Consider the following 19,619-nt stretch of genomic DNA (forward strand, 5'->3'; position numbering starts at 1 on the left):
AAGATATTGCCATTCCAATTTTCTTAGCTTCCACATTCCGAACACGCTCTCAAAAAATGACTTCAGAATTTCTAACGTATCTCTTCTTTCTACAATCTATCGTAAGGTCTTGACAGCCTCCCCGCAGAATATCAGGCAGCCCCCTCCCGTGAAGAAAAGTCATTCCTTTTTTAAAGGCTTCTTTTTATTTCCAGAAAGAAAAAATCCCTAATGAAATTAAACCTATTTTCATTAGGGATCTGCCATGTTTTACTTCCGGAAAGTTGCCCGAAAGCGGGAAACAAAATGCTGCGCCAACAACAAGCTAAAAATTGTGCACGCTACAGTTATTATACGGCATTTTTTTATGCCAGCATTCGGTATACATCTATTTTAAACAGGTATTGTTTACCTCAAATCAGCCCTGAGCGCACTTTGTATCCTCTATTTGCATACCAGAATATCACCAAATAGCAAATTAAAGGCACAACATAGCCCATTTGTGTGTTATCTGCCGCACGGTCGATAACAGCACCTGTTAGAAAAGGGAAAACGGCACCGCCGACAATGGACATAATCAACCAAGACGAAGCCTGCTTAGTATCCTTACCTAGCCCCACGATACCTAGCGAAAAGATCGTCGGAAACATGATCGACATAAAGAAGCCCAAACCGCCCAACGCATAGAGAACCATCATTCCCGAGCCAAAAATCGCGACAGCAGCTAAAATAACCGAAACAAAAGCATATATAGCCAGTAATCGCTGCGCGGTAGTATAGCGTAACAATAGTGTTCCGACAAATCGTCCGACGGTAAAAAGTAGACCGTACACACCAAGATAATAGCCAGCAGTTTTTTCATCCACTCCAGCTCCTTGCTGTGCCATACGGATAAAAAAGCTCGTCACACACACCTGTGCGCCCACATAAAAAAATTGGGCAACCACAGCGAAAGCAAGGTGTTTATGTCGAAGAACAGAGAAAAAATTGCTATTCTGCGACTGTTCTTTCGCGGATTCGTTGTCTTGAATTTCCGGTAGTTTGACAAAAATAAAAAGTACAGCGACCAGCAATAATAGCAGTCCCAAAGTGAAATAAGGTAATTTTACCGAAGCGGCTTCGTGTGCCAGGTACGACAGTCTGTCGGCTTCAGGCATTGCCTGCAACTCTGCAGCAGAATAGCTTGTTCCCGATAATATAAATACAGTTCCAACAATAGGCGCCACCATCGCCGCCAAGCCGTTAAAAGAAGCGGCAAGGTTCAACCGATGTGTTGCCGATTCGGATGGGCCTAGAATAGCGGCATAAGGATTAGCAGCTGTTTCCAGAACAGCCAGTCCACAGCCGATGATAAATAAAGCTAATAGAAATAGCTCATACATACGCATATCGGCAGCAGGAATAAACAGGAAAGCCCCCAAAGAGAAGGTCACTAAACCGATAATAATAGACAATTTATATCCCCATTTCCGAAGCAGGTAACCGGCTGGGATCGCCATCACGAAATACGCGAAAAAGACAGACGTATCCACCAATGCCGACTGACTATTATCCAATTGGCAAGCTTTCTTCAGGTGGGGAATAAGAACTCCGTTGAGGTTATGGGCAATTCCCCATAGAAAGAAGAGGCTAACCACCAAAATAAAGGGAAAAAGATAGTTTTTAACAACAGCATCTTTTGCTATATGATAGCCGCTTTTGTTGATTTCCATAGTATGAGGTATCTAAGATTGTGTGTGATAAATTTAGGACGTGCTATCCTTACGTTTGGCCAACAAAATATGGTCAGCCACTAGAACAACTTCCCCATGTTGGTTGAGAATCTCCACATGCTCAACAACGGTTCCGAATGCGGGGTTCTTTGCTGAAGATTTTTCAGAAATGGTAACTTCGGCATGGATGGTATCTCCAATAAAAACAGGTTTCACGAACCGCAACCGATCGTATCCCTTGGAGAAAGCTTCAGGGTTGATAACTGATGCGGTTAGACCAATACCTATTGCGAAGATCATGGTTCCGTGTGCAATCCGCTGTCCAAAAGGTTGTGTTTTACACCAAGCTGCATCCATATGATGAGGAAAGAAATCGCCTGTATGTCCTGCATGTACCACAAAATCCGTTTCCGTAATAGTACGTCCCAAGGTTACACGTTTATCGTTCAACGGATAATCTTCAAAAAAAATAGATTCAAAATGCATATCGTAATAACTAATTTATAAGGAGCGCAAAGGCTCGTTTTCTCTTTAAAATTTATATTCTATAGGATGCCCACCTTTTGCTGTGCTTTGGTAGGCTGCTTCAACGACCGCCATCGTATGGATGACGTCTTCGACAGCTGCGGGCAATACATCGATTTCCCCCAACTTATAGCGCATAAGACTACCCATGCTTCCAATAAATGCATCAGGGAACCATGAGCCATCAATTGGAACTTTTATCCACTCGGCTATTCCCTGCTCGGATGGGATACAATATTCAAACGCATCAGGAACGCCATGCGGATAGTCCATTAAAAGACCCATTTTTGCCTTTATAGCCCCCTTTGTTCCCTCCCATTTAATATAGCTTTCTTGGTGCTTCGGTCCAAAATCATGGTCGTGGTTGGTATTGACCACCGCATGCATCGTATCTCCATAATCAAAGAGCAAGGTAGTCCGGCTAGAAGATAAAGACTTTGCTGGATGTTTTAGCGTTTTTGCATATAGGGATGTAGGATTACCTAAAAAAGAACGAATCAAATCGATGTAATGTACACTGTGGTAAAGAATTTCCAAACGAGGATGAACCATCACATGCGGAAATAGTTCCCACGGCGTATTTACCGTTACGCGCACCTCCATGTCATACAATTCACCGATGTATCCATGCTCAATCAACCAACGCGCGGCATTTACAAAAGGAGCCTGACGCAACTGACAGTTGATAGCTGCAACCAATCTCTTACGTTGGCAAACCTCTAAAATGGCTTCACTTTCCGAAAAGTAATCTCCCATAGGTTTTTGAATCAAAACAGCCGATCCATCAGGTAAAGCTTCTAACGACGCTATAAATTGGTCGGGCATTATCGTGATATCATATACGCAATGCGCAGGCGCATGAGCAACAGCTTCCGCCACACTGTCATAAACATGAGGTATACCAAATTCTTGCGCTAAAGCTTCTGCTTTTGATCGGGTACGATTGACGATACCATGTACCTCAAAACCGGCTTTTTTATATGCAGGTAGATGCGCATCCTTCACAATCCCGCCAGCACCTATAATGATAATGGGTAACTTGGTCTTTGGTAATATACTTTGGTATGGAATGTTGATCATAACAATACGTCTATTTCTTTTTGTGTTTTTTGTAAGAGTAGTTGACTCGGGATATCTGTCTGCACAGCTTCATTGACCATATTGTCTATACAATGCGCAACAGACGCCCAATTACTTTGGCGAGGCAGCGTACGAGCCGTTTCATGCAACTGAGCTAGTTTGGCATAAAAAGGAATTTGAGCATTGACTTCCGGATCCGACCAAGTCGTTTGCCGACAGCCGACACCTCCTGCTAACGTCAGATTTTTGTCGTTCGTTGCGTTCACAGCAAAACATAAAAAATCATACGCAATTCCCTTATGCTGGCTCCCGGAAGCCAAGCTATATAACCAGTAGACATTTAGGGAAGGAGCTGTTCCCCCTGCACAGGTAGGAATAGGCGCAATATCGACCTTCCCTCTTGTCTTCGATTCCTTGTCAATATGTGCCCAAGAAGCAAAACCAAACCAATTGACCATCATGGCCACCTCCCCCCTGGCAAACGCCTGCCCTGCCTGTACAGATTCATAAACCTGCGATTGCGGATGAACAGCAAAATCTGATCGAAAAAATGCACGATAAAAATCCAATGCCTCCACAGCTTGAGACGTTTCGAGATACAACTCGCCCTTGGCATTTGTTAATTCTCCGCCACGTGCCCAAAGCTGTATACAGAAATCGAAAACAGCATTATGCCCATCGGGATATCCAGCGAAAACTGTTCCATACAATCGCTGGTCAGGGCGGTGAAAAAATTCGGAAACCCGGAGAAAGTCATCCCAGGTTTGCGGAACCTTCAGCTCAAGCCGGTAACGTTCAAAAAAAAGAGCTTGCTCCTGTGGCGATTCGAATAAATCTTTGCGTATTACCAGGCACTCGGGTCCATCATGAAAAGGAAAACCATATAGCTTTTCGTCAAACTGCTGCAAACCCATCAAGCTCGGCGACCATGCCTGTATGCCGCCTTCGGGCGGTTTTCTTGTTATAAATTCATTCAGCGCTTCGACGCTGTTTGTTTCATAAGCCTCTGCCATCCAGTCGGTATTGATATGTGCGATATCCCAGGAACCATTGCGGAGCCCCTCTTTGACAAAAAGGTCATCGTGTAACTCTTCAAGATCCATAGGTACAAACTCTATCGACATATCCGCTGGCGCGAAGGCCTGATATTTTGCCCAACAATCGGCTAATGCACGCTCAAATGGGTCAAACTTTCGAACTGCAAACCGTAGTTTAGCCATAAAGTTCCTCCTTGATTTGTAAGGTATGTTCTCCCAATTGTGGCGAACCGCGCTCCGCATGCAGCCTTTCACCATCGATACGGATAGGGCAACGTGTGGTATCGTAGCCAAAGCCATCCTGCATATATACCCGCTGGATCATATCCAACATTTTAAAACCGTCGTGTGCAACCAATCGATCCCAATTTAGCACATCCGCACACCATATATCTGCCGCTTCAAGAATAGCCAACCAAAATGCGGTGGTTTCCGTCGCCAAATGAGCAGCCAATATACGCTTGATCGTGCTTCGCTCTTGAAAAGCCTGCTCACCATCGCTAAATTCGCCCAAAGCCGAACACGATAACAAACGGCCCAACAACGGTATGGAGCCCATGGCTAACGCCAAAAATCCGTCTTGTGTTTTATAAATACCATAAGGTGCTGCTAGATAAGCATGTGCATTGCTGATGCTCGTGCGCTCGGGTAATTGGTTTCCGTCCCGAAAATAAGTCGTTACCACTTCAAACTGAATATCTACAGCAGAATCTAACATGCTCACTTTCACATGGCCGCCAATATGGTTTATTGCACGACGGTATAAACAGGATAGCAATGCTGAACATAAGTTCATTCCTGCAAACATGTCTACAATAGATAAGCCCATGGGAACAGGCCCATGATCGGCATCTCCATTCAGCCAAGTCATGCCCGTCAATGACTGCAACAATAAGTCCTGTCCGGGCTTGCTCGACCATGGCCCTGTTGAGCCATAGCCTGATATTTCGCCATAAATGACGTTGGGATTGATGGCCCGTACAGCGGCATAATCGAAGCCTAGGCGTTCCATAACACCTGGACGAAAGTTATGCATGACCACATCGGCCTTTGCAACCAAGTCACGAATAACCTTTCTATCTTCATCATTTTTTAGATCGAGCGCTACACTTTCCTTATTTCGGTTAATCGCATGAAACACGGTTGACATTCCATTCAATACGGTATCGGAAGTATACATATGTCGACAAATGTCTCCCGTCACGGGTTTTTCAATCTTAATCACACGTGCGCCAAGATCGGCTAAGCGCAAACTCGCTAAAGGTCCAGATAAAAATTGACTGAAGTCTATTACGGTAAAATCTGCTAAGGGTAACATATCAATCCTTTAAATAATCATTTTTAATCTTTTCATTATGCTGTCCAACCTGTGGCGCAGGCCTATCGGCAAAAAGGTATTGTCCATCGATATGGAATACGCTACGCGTCGTTTTTAACCTATTCCCATCGTGCAAGTTTACTTCCTGGAGCATCTGGGTGTTTGCAAAACCTTCGCTCCCAAAAAAATCACGATGATCATTAACTGGCGCACACCAAATACCCACAGCTTCTAAAGACGCTATCCATGTTTTTGTATCCTCTAGGATCAATACCGAACCAAGTTCCTGCATAATCTGGTCACGATCCGAAAACCATACCTTTCTATCGTTATACCTGGTCGTCTCCAGACCAATCTTTTCAGCAATCTTCGGCAAGTCCCCCATAGCTAGCGCGAGATAAGCATCTCTTGTTTTATAAACGCCGTAAGGCGCACTGAGGTAAGCGTGTCCGCTGCCCCTCGTTTTAGCCCGCTGAGGGAGCTTTCCGCCGTCGTTAAAGTAGGTGGTCAGCACCTCAAATTGCATATCCAACGCAGACTCCAACAAACTCACTTCCACCAGCACCGCTTCTCCCGTCCGCGCACGTTTTAATAATGCCGCCAGAATACCCTGTGTCAAATGCGTTGCGCAATACATATCGATTACTGCTAAACCGAAAGGTGTAGGGTTATCACCGTCACTGCCCGACAGCCATGTCAATCCAGACATAGACTGTACCAATAAATCCTGTCCCGGCTTTTTCGCCCACGGACCTTCCTGTCCATAACCTGTAACTGTTGCATAGATAATCTTGGGATTCAATACGCGGGCATTAGCGTAATCCAGTCCAATTTTTTCCATCACACCAGGTCGAAAATTATGCGTAATAACATCAGCCTTTGCAATCAGTTTACGGACATTGGACAAATCTTCCGGATCTTTAAGATCTGCCGCATAAGACTCTTTGTTTCGATTTATCGTATGAAATACGAGACTGCTATCGTCGACAAAGAGATTTTTTATCGCGATCTGCCGTCCCCCTTCTCCTGCACCAGGCCTTTCAATCTTAATCACCCTTGCTCCCAGATCTGCCAAACGAAGTCCTGCTGTTGGGCCGGCCATAAATTGGGAAAACTCCAATACCAATAGGCCTGCCAATGGTTTATTATCCATGAACACCTTCTAATAATTGTGATTCCTTATACATACGGTTAAGTTCCGCCAACACATTTTGTTCGTCTCCACCTTCTTTCAGGTATTGGACGACCACATCGCCGGCATGATCTTGAAAATGCATATGTCCAAAATAACGAGGACGCAAAAATGCACGCTGCAATGTCGGTAATGTATTTCTAAAGAAATCCGCGGTACGCTCATTTACCACATCACTTTCCCAGGCTTTTAAATGTCCTGGTTGCCCACCGTTTTCCACATACAAAGACGACTGAACAGCAGGATCTCCCACAAAGCGCGCGTAATCGACAGCGACATCAATATGTTTACTGCGTGCTGATACCGCCAATCCCGCACCGCCAAGTGTGCTGATCATTGGTCCATTATCCGCCAAGGATACCAGATCATGGAAATGAAGCTGTTTTCGGGCATAGCCTTTTCGTGCATAATTTGAGTATCCATACGCAAAAGGGCAATACACAATTTGATCGTTGTTAACCATATCCTCAAAAACCATAAAAGGATTTTTGCTGTAGAATTTCACATCGGTTAAATCGGCCAGGGATTTGAAAAGTTGCAACGCTCGGACGCCAGTCTTTTCACTCACCACAACATCCGTCCCCGTGCAGGGAGCCTCCCCCAAAGAGCAGCAGAACATATAAAAACTCATCAACACATCTATAGGTAGAAGGGAGAATGCTACACGCCCTTGAGCCGCTAAAAGCAGTACCTCATCAAAGGTCTTCGGCAATGATAACCCTAGCTCGAGGATGAGATCAGGTCTACTCGCTGCAACCGGTGTCGCCGCATCAATAGGTAAAGCCCACTGTTTCCCCTCAAAATTATAGCTAGGATAGGAATGCCCCACACTATGCACGCGCTGATCATCCAAATATGCTTTCTCTAGATAATCATCAAAGGGAACAACCATCTTTTTTGCTGCCGCATGCCCCGTCCAAGGATGGTCAATAACAAGCAGATCATATTCTTCTGCCAATTGCTCTATTGATTTATCTGCAAATTCTTGTAATGTACGTTTCTTCCAGATAATTTCAACCTCTGGATGGAGTTCTTCATAACGTTGAGCTGTAGCAACCATCGGTATAAATCCCCGGGAATGCCCCCAAGTTATACCCTTCAGCTGAATTTTTTTTGTCATATACAACCTCTAATCTTCTTTTATAATATGCTTCAGTCTATTTAAATAAAATATACAAACTTGCCATCACCAGAAACAGGATGGCCCACGCCCACTTTACCCTGTTGGTAGGGGGCTCGATCTGAAACGCATAGGCCGTTTCATTCGCTTTTTCAAAATCAGACTTTTTGAACAACAGCGATATACCAACCCCAAGTGCCATCAACACTAAAAAAAGGTAAAAAGAAAGCAACAGATAATGTGGCCAAAAATCATAGCTATCTTTCGGAAAAACCCATAAATAAAGAACGCCTGTACCTAAACTTAAGACAGCACCTACGGTGAGAATGGTATTTACAGCAACTTTATTCGTTCGTTTCCACAAGACAGCTAATAAAAATACAACGGCTAGCGGTGGGGCAATAAATCCCAATATTGATTGAAAGACATCAAAAAGGTTCAGCCCTTTTATTTGGTCAATAGCGATAGCGATCAACACGGCAGCCATACAGCCTACAATAATGGTGTAACGACCAGTTTGTGTCACCTGCTGATTGTTTGCATCAGGCTTGATATGTTTAAGATAAATATCCATCGTAAACACCGTGCTTAGGGAATTCAGGGAGGAACCTATAGTACCAACGAGCACGGCAATCAATACAACAATCACCAAACCATTTAATCCCGTAGGGAACAAATTGGTTACCATCGTCATATAGGCTAAAGAAGGATCTTCTAAGTCTGGAAAGAGAATATAACAAATGATTCCAGTCAAAATAAACAATGGCAAAGAAAGTATCTTTAACCAAGCGATAAAACTTACCCCCAACTGGCCTTGTTCCAGATTTTTAGCGCCCAATACCGATTGCACCATAGCTTGGTCGGTACAGAAAAATGCTATAGCGGCAACAGGGTACCCTAAGGCGATAGCATACCAGGGATAATCCGGATCACTGGCAGGACGAATAAGTGACCAATAATCTCCTGGTGTATTGTCTAACAACACCTGAAAGCCTCCGATTTTGGATAGCCCCAAAAATGTCAGCAGCGCGGATACGAGAATAAGCAAGATCATCTGGAAAATATTAATCTTAGCGACGGTTTTCAGTCCTCCGGTATAGGCAAATAGTCCTGCTAAAGCCACCAAAACGGTAACCGATTGCCACATTGGGATTCCCAGAATCTGTCGTACTAAAAAACCTCCTGCAAACAAGCCCAGCGAAAGCCAAGAAATCAACATTTTCACTAAGGAATACCAAGCTAATATTGTCTGTGTGCCAGAACCGAATCGACGTCCCATAAATTCAGGAAGAGTACGTACACCCGATACTAAGTAACGTGGCGCAAAAACTACGGCTAACAGGAACAAAAAGACGAAAGCATACCAATCAAAATTGACAGCGACAATACCTGTTGTATACCCCACCGTTGCAAAAGCAAGTAACATGGAAGGCCCTACATTTGTTGCCCACATATTAAAGCCTATGCTATACCATCGCAGGGACTTTCCCGCTAAAAAATGTTCCGCACCATCAGCCCGCTTACGCGAAGAGAAAATGCCGATAGCCAACAAGACCAACAAATAAACGACAACAATACTGTAATCAACAATGGTTAATTTATCTACGATATTGTTCATGGTTGTCTATCCAGATTCACACCATACTTTGCGAGCAGATCTTTTGGTTTTACAGGCTTTCCTGTAGCAAGTGACTCATCCATAGCTTGCAATAAGGCAATAGTGCCAATGCCTTCTTTCATATCAGGAAATGCAGGTTCGTTTGTGCGGATAGCCTGCGCAAAATACTCCAGATAGTTTTGATACTCTCCGGCATGGTGACTCTTTCCTTCGAAACGGAAATAGTGTTTCAGTTTATGTTCCCAAGTAAGTATACGTTCTTCTCCCGTTTTGTCTGTTATCGCGTAACGAAGATCCATGTAATCAGCTTGGCTGGCCCCTTCTGTTCCACGAAGAATACAACTCATTTCACTATCCCTTGTTACCGGCTGTACAGGACCTGTATAGGCTCCACTCACACGAGCGATGCGTCCATCTTCAGCCTTGAAAATAAAATGCATCGTATCGACATTTTGCAATCCTCCTTTTTTTCCATTTGCACTCAACATACCATAACCCATCACCTCTTCTATGTTTGGTAAATACCAACGAATAAAGTCTACAGGATGACTTAATCCACCATACAACCACTTAAAAGACGATTGCAGTGACCATGGTTTTTCTAAAAACCAACGATGATCCGCATGGTAATATCCTTCGATCGTGATTAAGTCGCCAATCAATCCTGCTTCGAAATCCTGTCTTTGTTTTCTAACGGGCTCAAAGAAACGCGAGCTTTGCCCCACAAACACACGTTTATTCTTTTTCGCTGCCAAGTCCAACAAACGATTGGCATCCGCCAAATTATCAATGAAGGGCTTCGTACAGATCACATGTTTATCATGTTCTAAAGCGCGCTGAATATGGGAAGCATGGAGGTGATCTGGTGTATAAATAGCAATTGCCTCAATCTCTTTATTTTCCAGGAGATCTTCATAGCGTTTTGTGTAGTGATGAAAATCAAACTCCTTCATCCGCTTATGTCCAAGCTCTTCATTCAAATCACAGATCTGAATTAATTCGATGTGTGGACTTTGTAATGCGGCAGACATCGTACTACGACCTTCTCCCAGTCCTAAAATTCCTAATCTTAACTTTTCTATTGGTAACATGTTATTTTTTATAAAAAATCCAAGTTTCATTTGCTGCTGTGCCCGCTATTCCTTCTTGATAAGTCCCCATCAAACGGTTCCATTCCTCAACGCGAGGATTATCCTTCAGCGTGAGCGGATCTATATCTTCGAACTTTTTCCCTTTGGGGAAGGATATGTAAAGCATCAGCTGTCGGTTATTTCGATACAACAAAACCTCTTCAAATCCCGCCTGACAGAAACCTTTCGCCACCTCTGGCCATTCTTCATACTGTTTTTTATGGGCTTCTAAATAGGCTTCTTCTTTGCTTTTATCGTCACGCAACTGTGCTGTGAGTAACACAAAGTCGGTATCCTGTGTTTCGGTTTGCACGTCGCAACGTGATCGATCAAAACTGTAAAAGAGGTTATTAAACAGCTTATACTCCACCTGAGGATAGGTTGCTAACCAGGCACCCGCCATTTTTTTACTTAACTCATCTGTTGTCAGTAACAGGGTATAGTTCTTCCAGTGGAACACGTTCGTTGGCTCTCCACCTTGCTTCACCAGAAAAGTCTCAATTTCCTCTTGCGTGAGCTGCCGTTGCGGATCGTAAATCTGAAAGAAAACAGGCTTGGTAAACGGGATATAGGCATTGAACCTTAGCGCTGTATCCAATGGTAAAATCTGCTTTCTCAGCCGGGCGAAAGCGGGCTGCAACCCCGCATCTTTCACCAACTTCTTATCTACATCTGGACCATTATTTACCCATGCTATATTCGGGCCATTTGCATTTTGTAGAATTTTATTTGAAGGGAACCAATTATCGGAAATATTCATATAAGCCGATCCTTCATCTGTATAGAGATAAAACCAATGATCGGGAATATGAGCATAGGGTGACCGATAGATACTGTCTATCAGATTGCGTTGTATTTTTGTACCTGGTTGTGCCGAGAGGGTGTAAATACCCGCTACATCATACATAAATTTACCGTATCGCGTAATTTTATTCTCGAAAACCTGGTTATTTTGCATGCTATTTAGGGTAGGAGTCCAGCCCCATCCCAAACTTATTCCCGTGTAGGGTAAGTCGAGAAGCTCATTATGTTTTATTTCCACATTACGGACAAATCCCGCACCTATACCAACTGCCCCCCAATCCTCTACACCGATCTGTTGAATCAGGTTGTTAGCGACGTAAATACCATTGGAAAGTACGCGTTCGTCTTTTGGCTGATAAGGGAGATGTGCTTCAAATTGTTCTGCTGAGAATTCGCCGAGAAGTATAGCAGAACCACCGATATCCTGCAACATATTTCCCTCCAGCGTATCGCTATAATTTCCTGAACGGTAGTCAATTCCCGTAGCGGCAAGGTGGGTAAATGAACAGTTACGAAAAGCGGTATAAGCGGTATTTTCGAGTTGAACCGATGCTTTGGGCCGGCCTACCCATGCTTGATTTTCCAAGCCTGCTTTATCAGGGGTTCCCGGTTTTGCCAACTTATAAGCATCCACGAAATACATACCTGCTTGCAGGGCTACATGACCATGTGTATGCGGACGAAGCCACGCACTGTAGCGGAATTGAATCCCTTCCATGGTAAAATATTTTACCGGATTTTCTAAGGTACCAGCAACCTGCACGATGGTTTCCAGGTAGGGCACCATTGCGGCTACTGTAGTCATATTTTGTCCTTCTCTGGGATAGTAATAAATCCGGTGCGTATCTTCATCCAAAAACCATTCGCCCGGCTGATCCAAAAACGCTATTGCATTTACGAGGCGAAATGCCGAATTACCATGTTCTTTGGACAACCAAGGCTTGGGCCATGGATGCTCGTTTTGAATACGGGCTTCCGGTTCGTGAAAAGCGAGTTGGATACTATCTTTAAAAACCTGCATATCGCGAACACGAAGCTGTGCTACGGCCCACCATTGGTGAATAAAGAACTCGACACCTGCTGTCAACTGAAAATCGGGAAAGATATTGGGAATTGTGGCCGTTCCTTTCTTAAAATCCCAGTTTAATATACGGGGCAGGCTGCTATCATCATGGCTTTCGGCGCGAACCGCTTTTTGATCATCCACCCAGAGCTGGCGAACTGGAAAAAATTTACCTCCTGCTTTCGGCGCATCCGCTACGAAAAGACGTTTCGCAACATGCGCAGGTACACCCTTCACTTTACCGGCAGGACGCCAGCCCGAAACAGGAAGTCCACCCGAAAAAACAACCTGATCAGAAACAGCGCGTACACGCGTCGGACTATCTGCCGTTCCACTATCTTCTGGTCGTATCAGAATTGTTTGTGCCGATGTATACACGCCATTTTCTACCCATATCGTAATTCCGCCACGTATACGTTCGTCACCAAGCCGCCGCCATTCTCGCGCTTCTCTTAAAGCTTGTTCCAGTGTTGAAAAAGGAGCCAATCGGGTTCCATCTCCAGATTCAGAGGCACTTTGACGCACGTAAATATCCCCTGCATAGCCTACAGAGCCGCACAAGAGAAAAAAAACTATTGCTATTGCACTTAACCTTTTCATTTTTTTATTTTGCTTCAGGGAGTTCTACCTTCGTTTCTCCTAGTGCAGAGAGGACACGGATATATCCTCCTTTTGCAAGCTCTTTCTTCTGCACCACAGCGACAGCCTTTCCTTTAAAAGTTTGACGTTTGTGATTGGTCAAGCCACGCAAATCAGCTTGGAATCCATTATCTGTACCAAGGATTTCATGGTTGCCGTCAGCAACAAAAGTGAGTTCCACATCTTCTTGTACCACCGGCACGCCCTTGGCATCCAACAATTCTACGGTAACAAAGTAAAGATCTCGCTTATCCCCTGTAGCAAACCTTTCGTGATCTACCTGGGTCCGCAAGTGGCTCGCCTGTCCTGCAGTACGTTGTATACACTCTTGCACCACCTTTCCTCCCCGGTATTTTACGACCTTCAGTTCTCCCGATTCAAAGGGAACCTTCCAACTCGCATGTAAACATTCATTTGTTTTTGTCGCCTTACCAAGGCTTCTACCATTTAAGAATAGTTCCACCTCATCCGCCTGGTTATAGTATGCCCATACGTCAATAACATCCTTGGCTTTCCAATTCCAGTGTGGTAGCAGATGGAGCACTTCTTTATCTGTCCACTCCGATTGATACATGTAATACACATCTTTTGGAATCCCGGCAAGGTCTACAATTCCATAATATGAACTACGGGCAGGAAAAGGATAAGGAACCGGCTCTCCTAAATAATCAAACCCTGTCCACACGAAGATCCCCCCCATGAAATCCCTCTTTTTAACCTCCAACCAGGCTCTTTCATGGCTTGTTCCCCAATAAGCAGCCACATTATCATAAGCAGATACGGTAAAATCAGCATTCCCTGTGGTGACAAATTTATCCTTGCTCGAAGCTGGCCAAAACTGTATCGTATCATGTAGTGCATCGTATACGCCGCGCGTTTGTAAGCCGGAAGTCGTTTCTGAAGCAATAAGCGGTACACCTACAAATTCCTTCCGTAACTTATCGTAATCTTCATATTTATAATTAAATCCCAACACATCTAACGTTTTCGCCTGCGCAATAAAATTCTTATCAAAATTGGTCTCCGTAAGTGCTGCGGTCACCGGTCTTGTATCATCAAGGTGTTTCACTACGCTGCTCATCTCCTGTGTCAAAACGGTTCCTGTGCTATCAAACTGCTCCCGAATTTCATTACCTATACTCCATAGGATGACCGAGGGATGGTTCCGGTCTCTTTTTATAAATGCTTTTAAATCGGCAATGTGATGTTCCTTAAAGTCGAGGTGATAATCGAATTTATTTTTGCGTTTCTGCCACATGTCGTAGGCCTCATCGTATACCAATAACCCGAGTTCGTCGCAAAGATCCAGCAACTCAGTTGCTGGAGGATTGTGGGCTGTACGTATCGCATTTGCGCCCATATCCTTCATCATCAGCAATTGACGCTTGGCTGCGGACTTATTAAAGGCAGCACCTAGCGCCCCCAAATCGTGATGCAGACACACGCCCAATAGCTTAAGTGGCTTCCCATTTAAAACGAACCCTTTGTCTATGTCGAAAGCAATTGTTCGAAACCCCGTTCTATAATCCAAATGGTCTATTGTTACACCTTTATCATCTTGGACAGACAAAGCAACTGTATACAAGTAAGGAGACACGACATCCCATAACTGAGGTGAGGAAACTGCTATTTGCTCATCAACCGTATTTCTCTTTAGCGCTGTTTTCTTCTGTGCAACAACTTTCCCTTGGTTATCCAATACGCGATATTGCAAGAATAAACCCTTATTGTTTGGATTGTGGATCTGTGTACGAACGCGAATAATTCCCTTGTCCTCCGCAACCAGAGGCGTTGTGATGAAGGTTTCGTCCTGTTCTACATATATAGGATTGGTCCATACCAAGTGTACATCACGATAGATCCCGGAGCCTGAATACCATCTGGAATTGGGTTGCAAACTGTTATCTACGCGAACTGCAATGACATTTTTCGCCCCATAGCGCAAGTAAGGTGTCAAATCGTAGCGGAAAGAGAGGTAACCATTGATATGTTTCCCGAGATACTGTCCATTAATCCACACCTCTGTATAACGATAGGCTCCTCCAAAATCTATGCTTAGATTCTTCCCCTTTTCCGTTGTGGCAACTTGAAATTCTTTCCGATACCATCCAATGCCTCCCGGAAGGGCTCCTCCTGCATTTCCAGCAGGAAAGTCAGCACCGAAATCAAACGCTATGCTCCAGTCGTGGGGCAATGTAACTTCCTTCCAATCGTTGGCATTGAAATCCACATGACGAAACTGCAGACTATCGTTTAACGTAAACTGCCAGCCCGCATTAAAATCCTGTACTTTGCGGCCTTGTGCATAAACCTGGCTAATACTTAAAAAAAAGATGAACGCGTAAAAAATCCTAATCATATCTATCACTAATGGCTATAAATTACTGAGCTACAAAATGTAAGTTGCTTTTCCCTAAATTCTTCGACGTTGCTAAAGCTATACCTCTATTCCCGTCCTTATCTACGGCACAATAGAAGTGATACACCACGCCTTTATGCTTTAAAACGAAAGATTTATGTGCGTACTGGTTATCGAAATCTTCAGATGAGTCAATTAAATTATCGCCTTCCCAGTCCGTCCAATGAATAAGGTCATTGGAGGCTGCAAATCGGTTGAAAGCACCCTTTCGGTCTTTCCAAAATGCCCCGAAATAAAACATCACCCAGGTATTATTGATCCGTTGAATCATCGGATCGCCTGTTATTCCCACCGGATGGTGTACAACCGGATCTTTTTGATAACGCGTCCAGGTTATCAAATCGTCTGAAACGGCCATCCCTATACGTTCGTACCACCGTGTAGGCTTATTGTTCGCTAAAGAATCTCCTACTGCATTATAATACATCAAAAACCGATGGCCTGTATTTCGTTGTGGGTCCTCTATCACATAGCTTTTAAAGAGCTTATGCCTGTTCTCCCACCAGCGCACATCGCGATCATCGCTACGGAGTACAGGTTGTTCAAGACGCGTCCATGTTATTGGCTTTACGGGCTTCTCTTTCGTATAAGCCATGCCAATGGATAGGGGTTCTGGCTCGTAACCCGCTGTAGAGCCACCAAAATAAGACATCCAATACTTTCCCTGAAATGTATTTAATCGGTAGCTGCCGCCCCATTTGGTATCAATGAGGGCATTGTAACCTGCGCGTTGCTTAGCATCCCAGCGCCCGTCATCCAATTTTGACATTTGCTTACCTAATGTCTTCCACTGCAATAAATCCGTACTTTCAGCAAGCCAGGTCTCATACCCCACACCATCAAAGACGATGTATGTCATATACCACTTCTTGCCCTCTCTGTAAATACTCGGACAGTCCATCAGCTGCTCTTTCGTACTCGGAGTAAGCACTAATCCAAATTTATGAGGTGTTTTTACCTCTTGATAGAGCTTCTCCATCGTCGCCTCAGGCACGACCTTAGCTTGCCCATATAAGATAGTCGCAGTTAATAAATAACAACAAAACAGCAGTATTCTATTCATCTCTTTCCAATTTACTTTATCGTATAAATCCCCGATCCAAGGGTAATTTCGACAGCATCCGCTATGGTCTTATAATTGTAGGTAGCTAAGGATTTACCATTTATGCTATACTGTTTAGACAAAGGCAATACCATCGTACAGGTACTATTGACGGGAATTTCCAGTTGATATACCCCTTTATCTCCTTTCCATGATATTTGTCCATAAGGCGTTTCGAAACCGACGCTACAACGCGCGATATCTCCCAAAAGACGTGGGGCTATACGTACATGTTTATAACCGATAGACCCTTCGACCTGTCCAAGTCCACCAAGCCCCGCATGAAACCATTCCATCAAGTGTCCTAACATAAAATGATTATTTGACACATTGGGCAAAGCGGCCCAGGATTCTGTCAGCGCCGTAGCGCCCTTCCTAATTTGATAACCATAGCCAGGGCGTGTGTCGTCTTGGTGCATAGCAAAGATCAAATCATCACGTTTGTGCGCTTGCAAAACCTTCAACAAGTAACGATGCCCGATGTCTCCCGCAGTAAAAGAAGTATCGTGTGAGACAACATCTTGCACTAAATTTGCGAACACCTGTTCTTGCGCTTTCTCATCCACCAATCCCATATAAAGCGCCATGGATAAAGCTGTTTGGCTTCCTGTTCCGTAGCTACTTTTTTTCGCATCGTAAAATGTTTTATTAAATGCCTGATAGACTTCATGGCGCAAGGAATCAAACTTTACCTGACCAGCATCATCACCGAGAATGCCCGCGATTTCTGTCAGCACGGTGAGATCGTAGTAATAAATAGCTGTACCCGTTATACCCGCTGGTGTCAGCTGCGAAACGCCCGGACGCTCAGGCCCCAGATCGTACCAGTCGCCCAACCCTTGATAGAGGATATTGTCTTTTGCTTTTCGCTGTAAATACGATATATACTTCTTCATCATATCGTAGTTATCTGTTAAAAAGGCTTTATTTCCATACCATTGGTAAGCATACCAAGCTAATAGAATAGAACTCGATCCCCATTCCGGTGAATCTCGAAACATATCTCCTCCCCAATCAAACTGCACATATTCTGGCGCAATCTCGGGAACAAGACCAGTTTCTGTTTGCGAGTTGCGCATGTCACGCAATGATTTTGCAAATAATCTTTCGACATCAAAGTTGAAATGTACAGATGGCCCCATTAAATGCAATTGTTCGAGCCAGCCCAACTTTTCCCGATGCGGACAATCCGTGAATACACTGACCATATTGCTTTTTATAGCCCAGTTGATGAGTTCATGGATTTGGTTAAATAAGGTATCTGAACTCCGAAATGTACCGATCTGACGGGCTGCGTTACGGATATGTGCTGCCTTTATCGTTACAATTTTTATTGGCTTCGAACTGCTCGGTCGTAACTGCACCTCGGCATACCGAAATCCATAGTAGGTGAAACGGGGACGCCATTCAACTTGACCATCTCGATCAAAGATATATTGATAATAATAAGGACTACCCGAATGCTTCTGGTTTGGCAGCCCTTCTTCTGTCAGTAATTCTGCTGGATATACACGTACGGTATCCCCACGATTTCCTTTCATGGTCAACGTTGTGATTCCTGAAGCATTTTGACCAAAATCATAGACTGTTCTTTTTCCATCAGTCAAGCCCATGGTTCTCTTGGGTACAAAATATTGCATAATCCGTACAGGATCGATTTCCTGTGCCTGAAGCGAGGGCCCATCTGTTAGTACAGCCGATTGCCAAGTCGAATCATCATAATCTGCTGATGGCCAGTTGTCAGGGAGTATGTTCGCATCGTAATCTTCACCTCCGTACATACTGGAAAATGTGATCGGCGATCGATGGGTCTTCCAGCCTGTATCCGTCACAACAATTTCTTCGGTTCCATCTGTAAACGTATTGACGATCTTCATTTTCAATTTAGGCAAACCAAAGGCAACTTTATGTTTTTGAAACCGCCCTTTGATCGGAGGAATGTAGTAAAAGCCATTGCCCAACAACACCGCTAATGTATTCTTTCCTTGTTTCCAGTCCTTGGTTAGATCATAAACAACATAATAGGCTTCTTTATCATACTTGGTCCATCCTGGTTGCAATACCGCATCATCCACATTCTTTCCATTCAGGAGCAACTCATAATGTCCTAGACCAGCAATGTAAGCAATCGAAGATTTAAGCTTTTTTCGCAGGTGCACCGACTTACGGAAAACAGGTAAATCGTAACTTTTATCGATACGAAGCTTACTCGAACTTAATGGTAAGGGATTCACCAAGGAATCTGGCAGCAGGTCTTTCGTTATCCATTTTGCATCTCCCCAATCTGCCCCCTGCAATAAACCAATGTGAAACCGTTGTATGCTGCTGATTGCGGTATGCCCATAATTATCCCGTACCGATACACGCATGTAATACGAACGGCCCGCCTGCAACGGTTTTCCTTTGTAGATCAGATATAACGATTGATCCGATTGCACCCAGTCGGAATCCCATAGAATCACGTGCTCCTTGGACAGGTCGGGCTGTGTTCCGATTGCTATTCTGTATCCGGTTTGCAGCACATCATGTGCATCACTTCGAAGCTTCCAACTAAAGGATGGAGTTAAGGTATTAATGCCCATCGGATTTTCCCGACTTTCTACCAGCACCTTCTCTACCTGCAATTTTTTTGGCGTGGAATAACTTGATAGCACTATTAAAATAATTGTACAAAATATGCAAAAAAACACCTCTTGATAAGGTTGGAGGCTCTTTCGTTTATATAAAGTTTTCATTTAGCTATATCATCTTATCATAGAAATCGACGGATCAAATAAAAACGCGATTTTCTAGTTAAAGTATTAAAAAGCCCATATTCGGGCATCCTGTACTGTCCTGTTAATCGCTCCTTTTTTCTCATCTTTCTATGCGTAAAAACTTA

The 19,619-nt window shown here is 44.0% G+C and carries 13 protein-coding genes; all 13 read right to left on the reverse strand.

Annotated elements, in window-relative coordinates; all coding sequences use genetic code 11:
• Positions 1–392: 392 nt before the first annotated feature.
• From fucP to ACSZOX_RS06495, 13 genes are read right to left on the reverse strand one after another with little or no spacing between them, the layout of a single operon-like run.
• Positions 393–1,691: an L-fucose:H+ symporter permease gene (fucP, locus tag ACSZOX_RS06435; protein WP_437919017.1), complete on the reverse strand. Its 1,299-nt coding sequence runs from the start codon at positions 1,689–1,691 to the stop codon at positions 393–395.
• Positions 1,692–1,724: 33 nt separating this feature from the next.
• Positions 1,725–2,177, reverse strand: coding sequence for a MaoC family dehydratase (locus ACSZOX_RS06440; protein ID WP_437919018.1), 453 nt, complete (start codon positions 2,175–2,177; stop codon positions 1,725–1,727).
• 45 nt (positions 2,178–2,222) lie between these two features.
• On the reverse strand, positions 2,223–3,296 hold the full coding sequence (locus ACSZOX_RS06445; RefSeq protein ID WP_437919019.1) for a Gfo/Idh/MocA family protein: 1,074 nt from the start codon (positions 3,294–3,296) through the stop codon (positions 2,223–2,225).
• Positions 3,293–4,516 (reverse strand): extracellular solute-binding protein, encoded by a 1,224-nt coding sequence (locus ACSZOX_RS06450; protein ID WP_437919020.1) that lies wholly within the window; start codon positions 4,514–4,516, stop codon positions 3,293–3,295. The genes ACSZOX_RS06445 and ACSZOX_RS06450 overlap by 4 nt, the downstream gene beginning before the upstream one ends.
• Positions 4,509–5,651 carry a CaiB/BaiF CoA transferase family protein gene (locus tag ACSZOX_RS06455; RefSeq protein WP_437919021.1) on the reverse strand — a complete coding sequence of 381 codons (1,143 nt, stop codon included), beginning with the start codon at positions 5,649–5,651 and terminating at the stop codon, positions 4,509–4,511. Before ACSZOX_RS06455 ends, ACSZOX_RS06450 begins: the two co-directional genes overlap by 8 nt.
• Position 5,652: 1 nt before the next feature.
• Positions 5,653–6,804: a CaiB/BaiF CoA transferase family protein gene (locus tag ACSZOX_RS06460; RefSeq protein WP_437919022.1), complete on the reverse strand. Its 1,152-nt coding sequence runs from the start codon at positions 6,802–6,804 to the stop codon at positions 5,653–5,655.
• Positions 6,797–7,963: an ABC transporter substrate-binding protein gene (locus ACSZOX_RS06465; protein WP_437919023.1), complete on the reverse strand. Its 1,167-nt coding sequence runs from the start codon at positions 7,961–7,963 to the stop codon at positions 6,797–6,799. Before ACSZOX_RS06465 ends, ACSZOX_RS06460 begins: the two co-directional genes overlap by 8 nt.
• A 37-nt stretch (positions 7,964–8,000) precedes the next feature.
• A complete protein-coding gene (locus ACSZOX_RS06470) occupies positions 8,001–9,581 on the reverse strand; it encodes a sodium:solute symporter family transporter (protein ID WP_437919025.1) in 1,581 nt (526 codons plus the stop codon).
• Positions 9,578–10,672: a Gfo/Idh/MocA family protein gene (locus tag ACSZOX_RS06475; RefSeq protein WP_437919026.1), complete on the reverse strand. Its 1,095-nt coding sequence runs from the start codon at positions 10,670–10,672 to the stop codon at positions 9,578–9,580. Before ACSZOX_RS06475 ends, ACSZOX_RS06470 begins: the two co-directional genes overlap by 4 nt.
• Before the next feature lies 1 nt (position 10,673).
• Positions 10,674–13,178, reverse strand: coding sequence for an L-rhamnose mutarotase (locus ACSZOX_RS06480; RefSeq protein WP_437919027.1), 2,505 nt, complete (start codon positions 13,176–13,178; stop codon positions 10,674–10,676).
• A gap of 4 nt (positions 13,179–13,182) precedes the next feature.
• Positions 13,183–15,576, reverse strand: coding sequence for a glycoside hydrolase family 2 TIM barrel-domain containing protein (locus ACSZOX_RS06485; protein ID WP_437919028.1), 2,394 nt, complete (start codon positions 15,574–15,576; stop codon positions 13,183–13,185).
• 22 nt (positions 15,577–15,598) lie between these two features.
• Positions 15,599–16,699 carry a glycosylase gene (locus ACSZOX_RS06490; protein WP_437919029.1) on the reverse strand — a complete coding sequence of 367 codons (1,101 nt, stop codon included), beginning with the start codon at positions 16,697–16,699 and terminating at the stop codon, positions 15,599–15,601.
• Between the two features lie 11 nt (positions 16,700–16,710).
• Positions 16,711–19,473, reverse strand: a complete 2,763-nt coding sequence (locus ACSZOX_RS06495) for a family 78 glycoside hydrolase catalytic domain (RefSeq protein ID WP_437919030.1) — start codon at positions 19,471–19,473, stop codon at positions 16,711–16,713.
• Between the last annotated feature and the right edge of the window lie 146 nt (positions 19,474–19,619).

Origin of the sequence: Sphingobacterium sp. LRF_L2 (genome assembly GCF_965644235.1) — a bacterium.
Classification (GTDB): domain Bacteria; phylum Bacteroidota; class Bacteroidia; order Sphingobacteriales; family Sphingobacteriaceae; genus Sphingobacterium.

Excerpts from the sequence above, each read along its gene's own strand:
- fucP (WP_437919017.1), bottom strand. The coding sequence starts at position 1,691 with ATGGAAATCAACAAAAGCGGCTATCATATAGCAAAAGATGCTGTTGTT.
- ACSZOX_RS06440 (WP_437919018.1), bottom strand. The coding sequence starts at position 2,177 with ATGCATTTTGAATCTATTTTTTTTGAAGATTATCCGTTGAACGATAAA.
- ACSZOX_RS06445 (WP_437919019.1), bottom strand. The coding sequence starts at position 3,296 with ATGATCAACATTCCATACCAAAGTATATTACCAAAGACCAAGTTACCC.
- ACSZOX_RS06450 (WP_437919020.1), bottom strand. The coding sequence starts at position 4,516 with ATGGCTAAACTACGGTTTGCAGTTCGAAAGTTTGACCCATTTGAGCGT.
- ACSZOX_RS06455 (WP_437919021.1), bottom strand. The coding sequence starts at position 5,651 with ATGTTACCCTTAGCAGATTTTACCGTAATAGACTTCAGTCAATTTTTA.
- ACSZOX_RS06460 (WP_437919022.1), bottom strand. The coding sequence starts at position 6,804 with ATGGATAATAAACCATTGGCAGGCCTATTGGTATTGGAGTTTTCCCAA.
- ACSZOX_RS06465 (WP_437919023.1), bottom strand. The coding sequence starts at position 7,963 with ATGACAAAAAAAATTCAGCTGAAGGGTATAACTTGGGGGCATTCCCGG.
- ACSZOX_RS06470 (WP_437919025.1), bottom strand. The coding sequence starts at position 9,581 with ATGAACAATATCGTAGATAAATTAACCATTGTTGATTACAGTATTGTT.
- ACSZOX_RS06475 (WP_437919026.1), bottom strand. The coding sequence starts at position 10,672 with ATGTTACCAATAGAAAAGTTAAGATTAGGAATTTTAGGACTGGGAGAA.
- ACSZOX_RS06480 (WP_437919027.1), bottom strand. The coding sequence starts at position 13,178 with ATGAAAAGGTTAAGTGCAATAGCAATAGTTTTTTTTCTCTTGTGCGGC.
- ACSZOX_RS06485 (WP_437919028.1), bottom strand. The coding sequence starts at position 15,576 with ATGATTAGGATTTTTTACGCGTTCATCTTTTTTTTAAGTATTAGCCAG.
- ACSZOX_RS06490 (WP_437919029.1), bottom strand. The coding sequence starts at position 16,699 with ATGAATAGAATACTGCTGTTTTGTTGTTATTTATTAACTGCGACTATC.
- ACSZOX_RS06495 (WP_437919030.1), bottom strand. The coding sequence starts at position 19,473 with ATGAAAACTTTATATAAACGAAAGAGCCTCCAACCTTATCAAGAGGTG.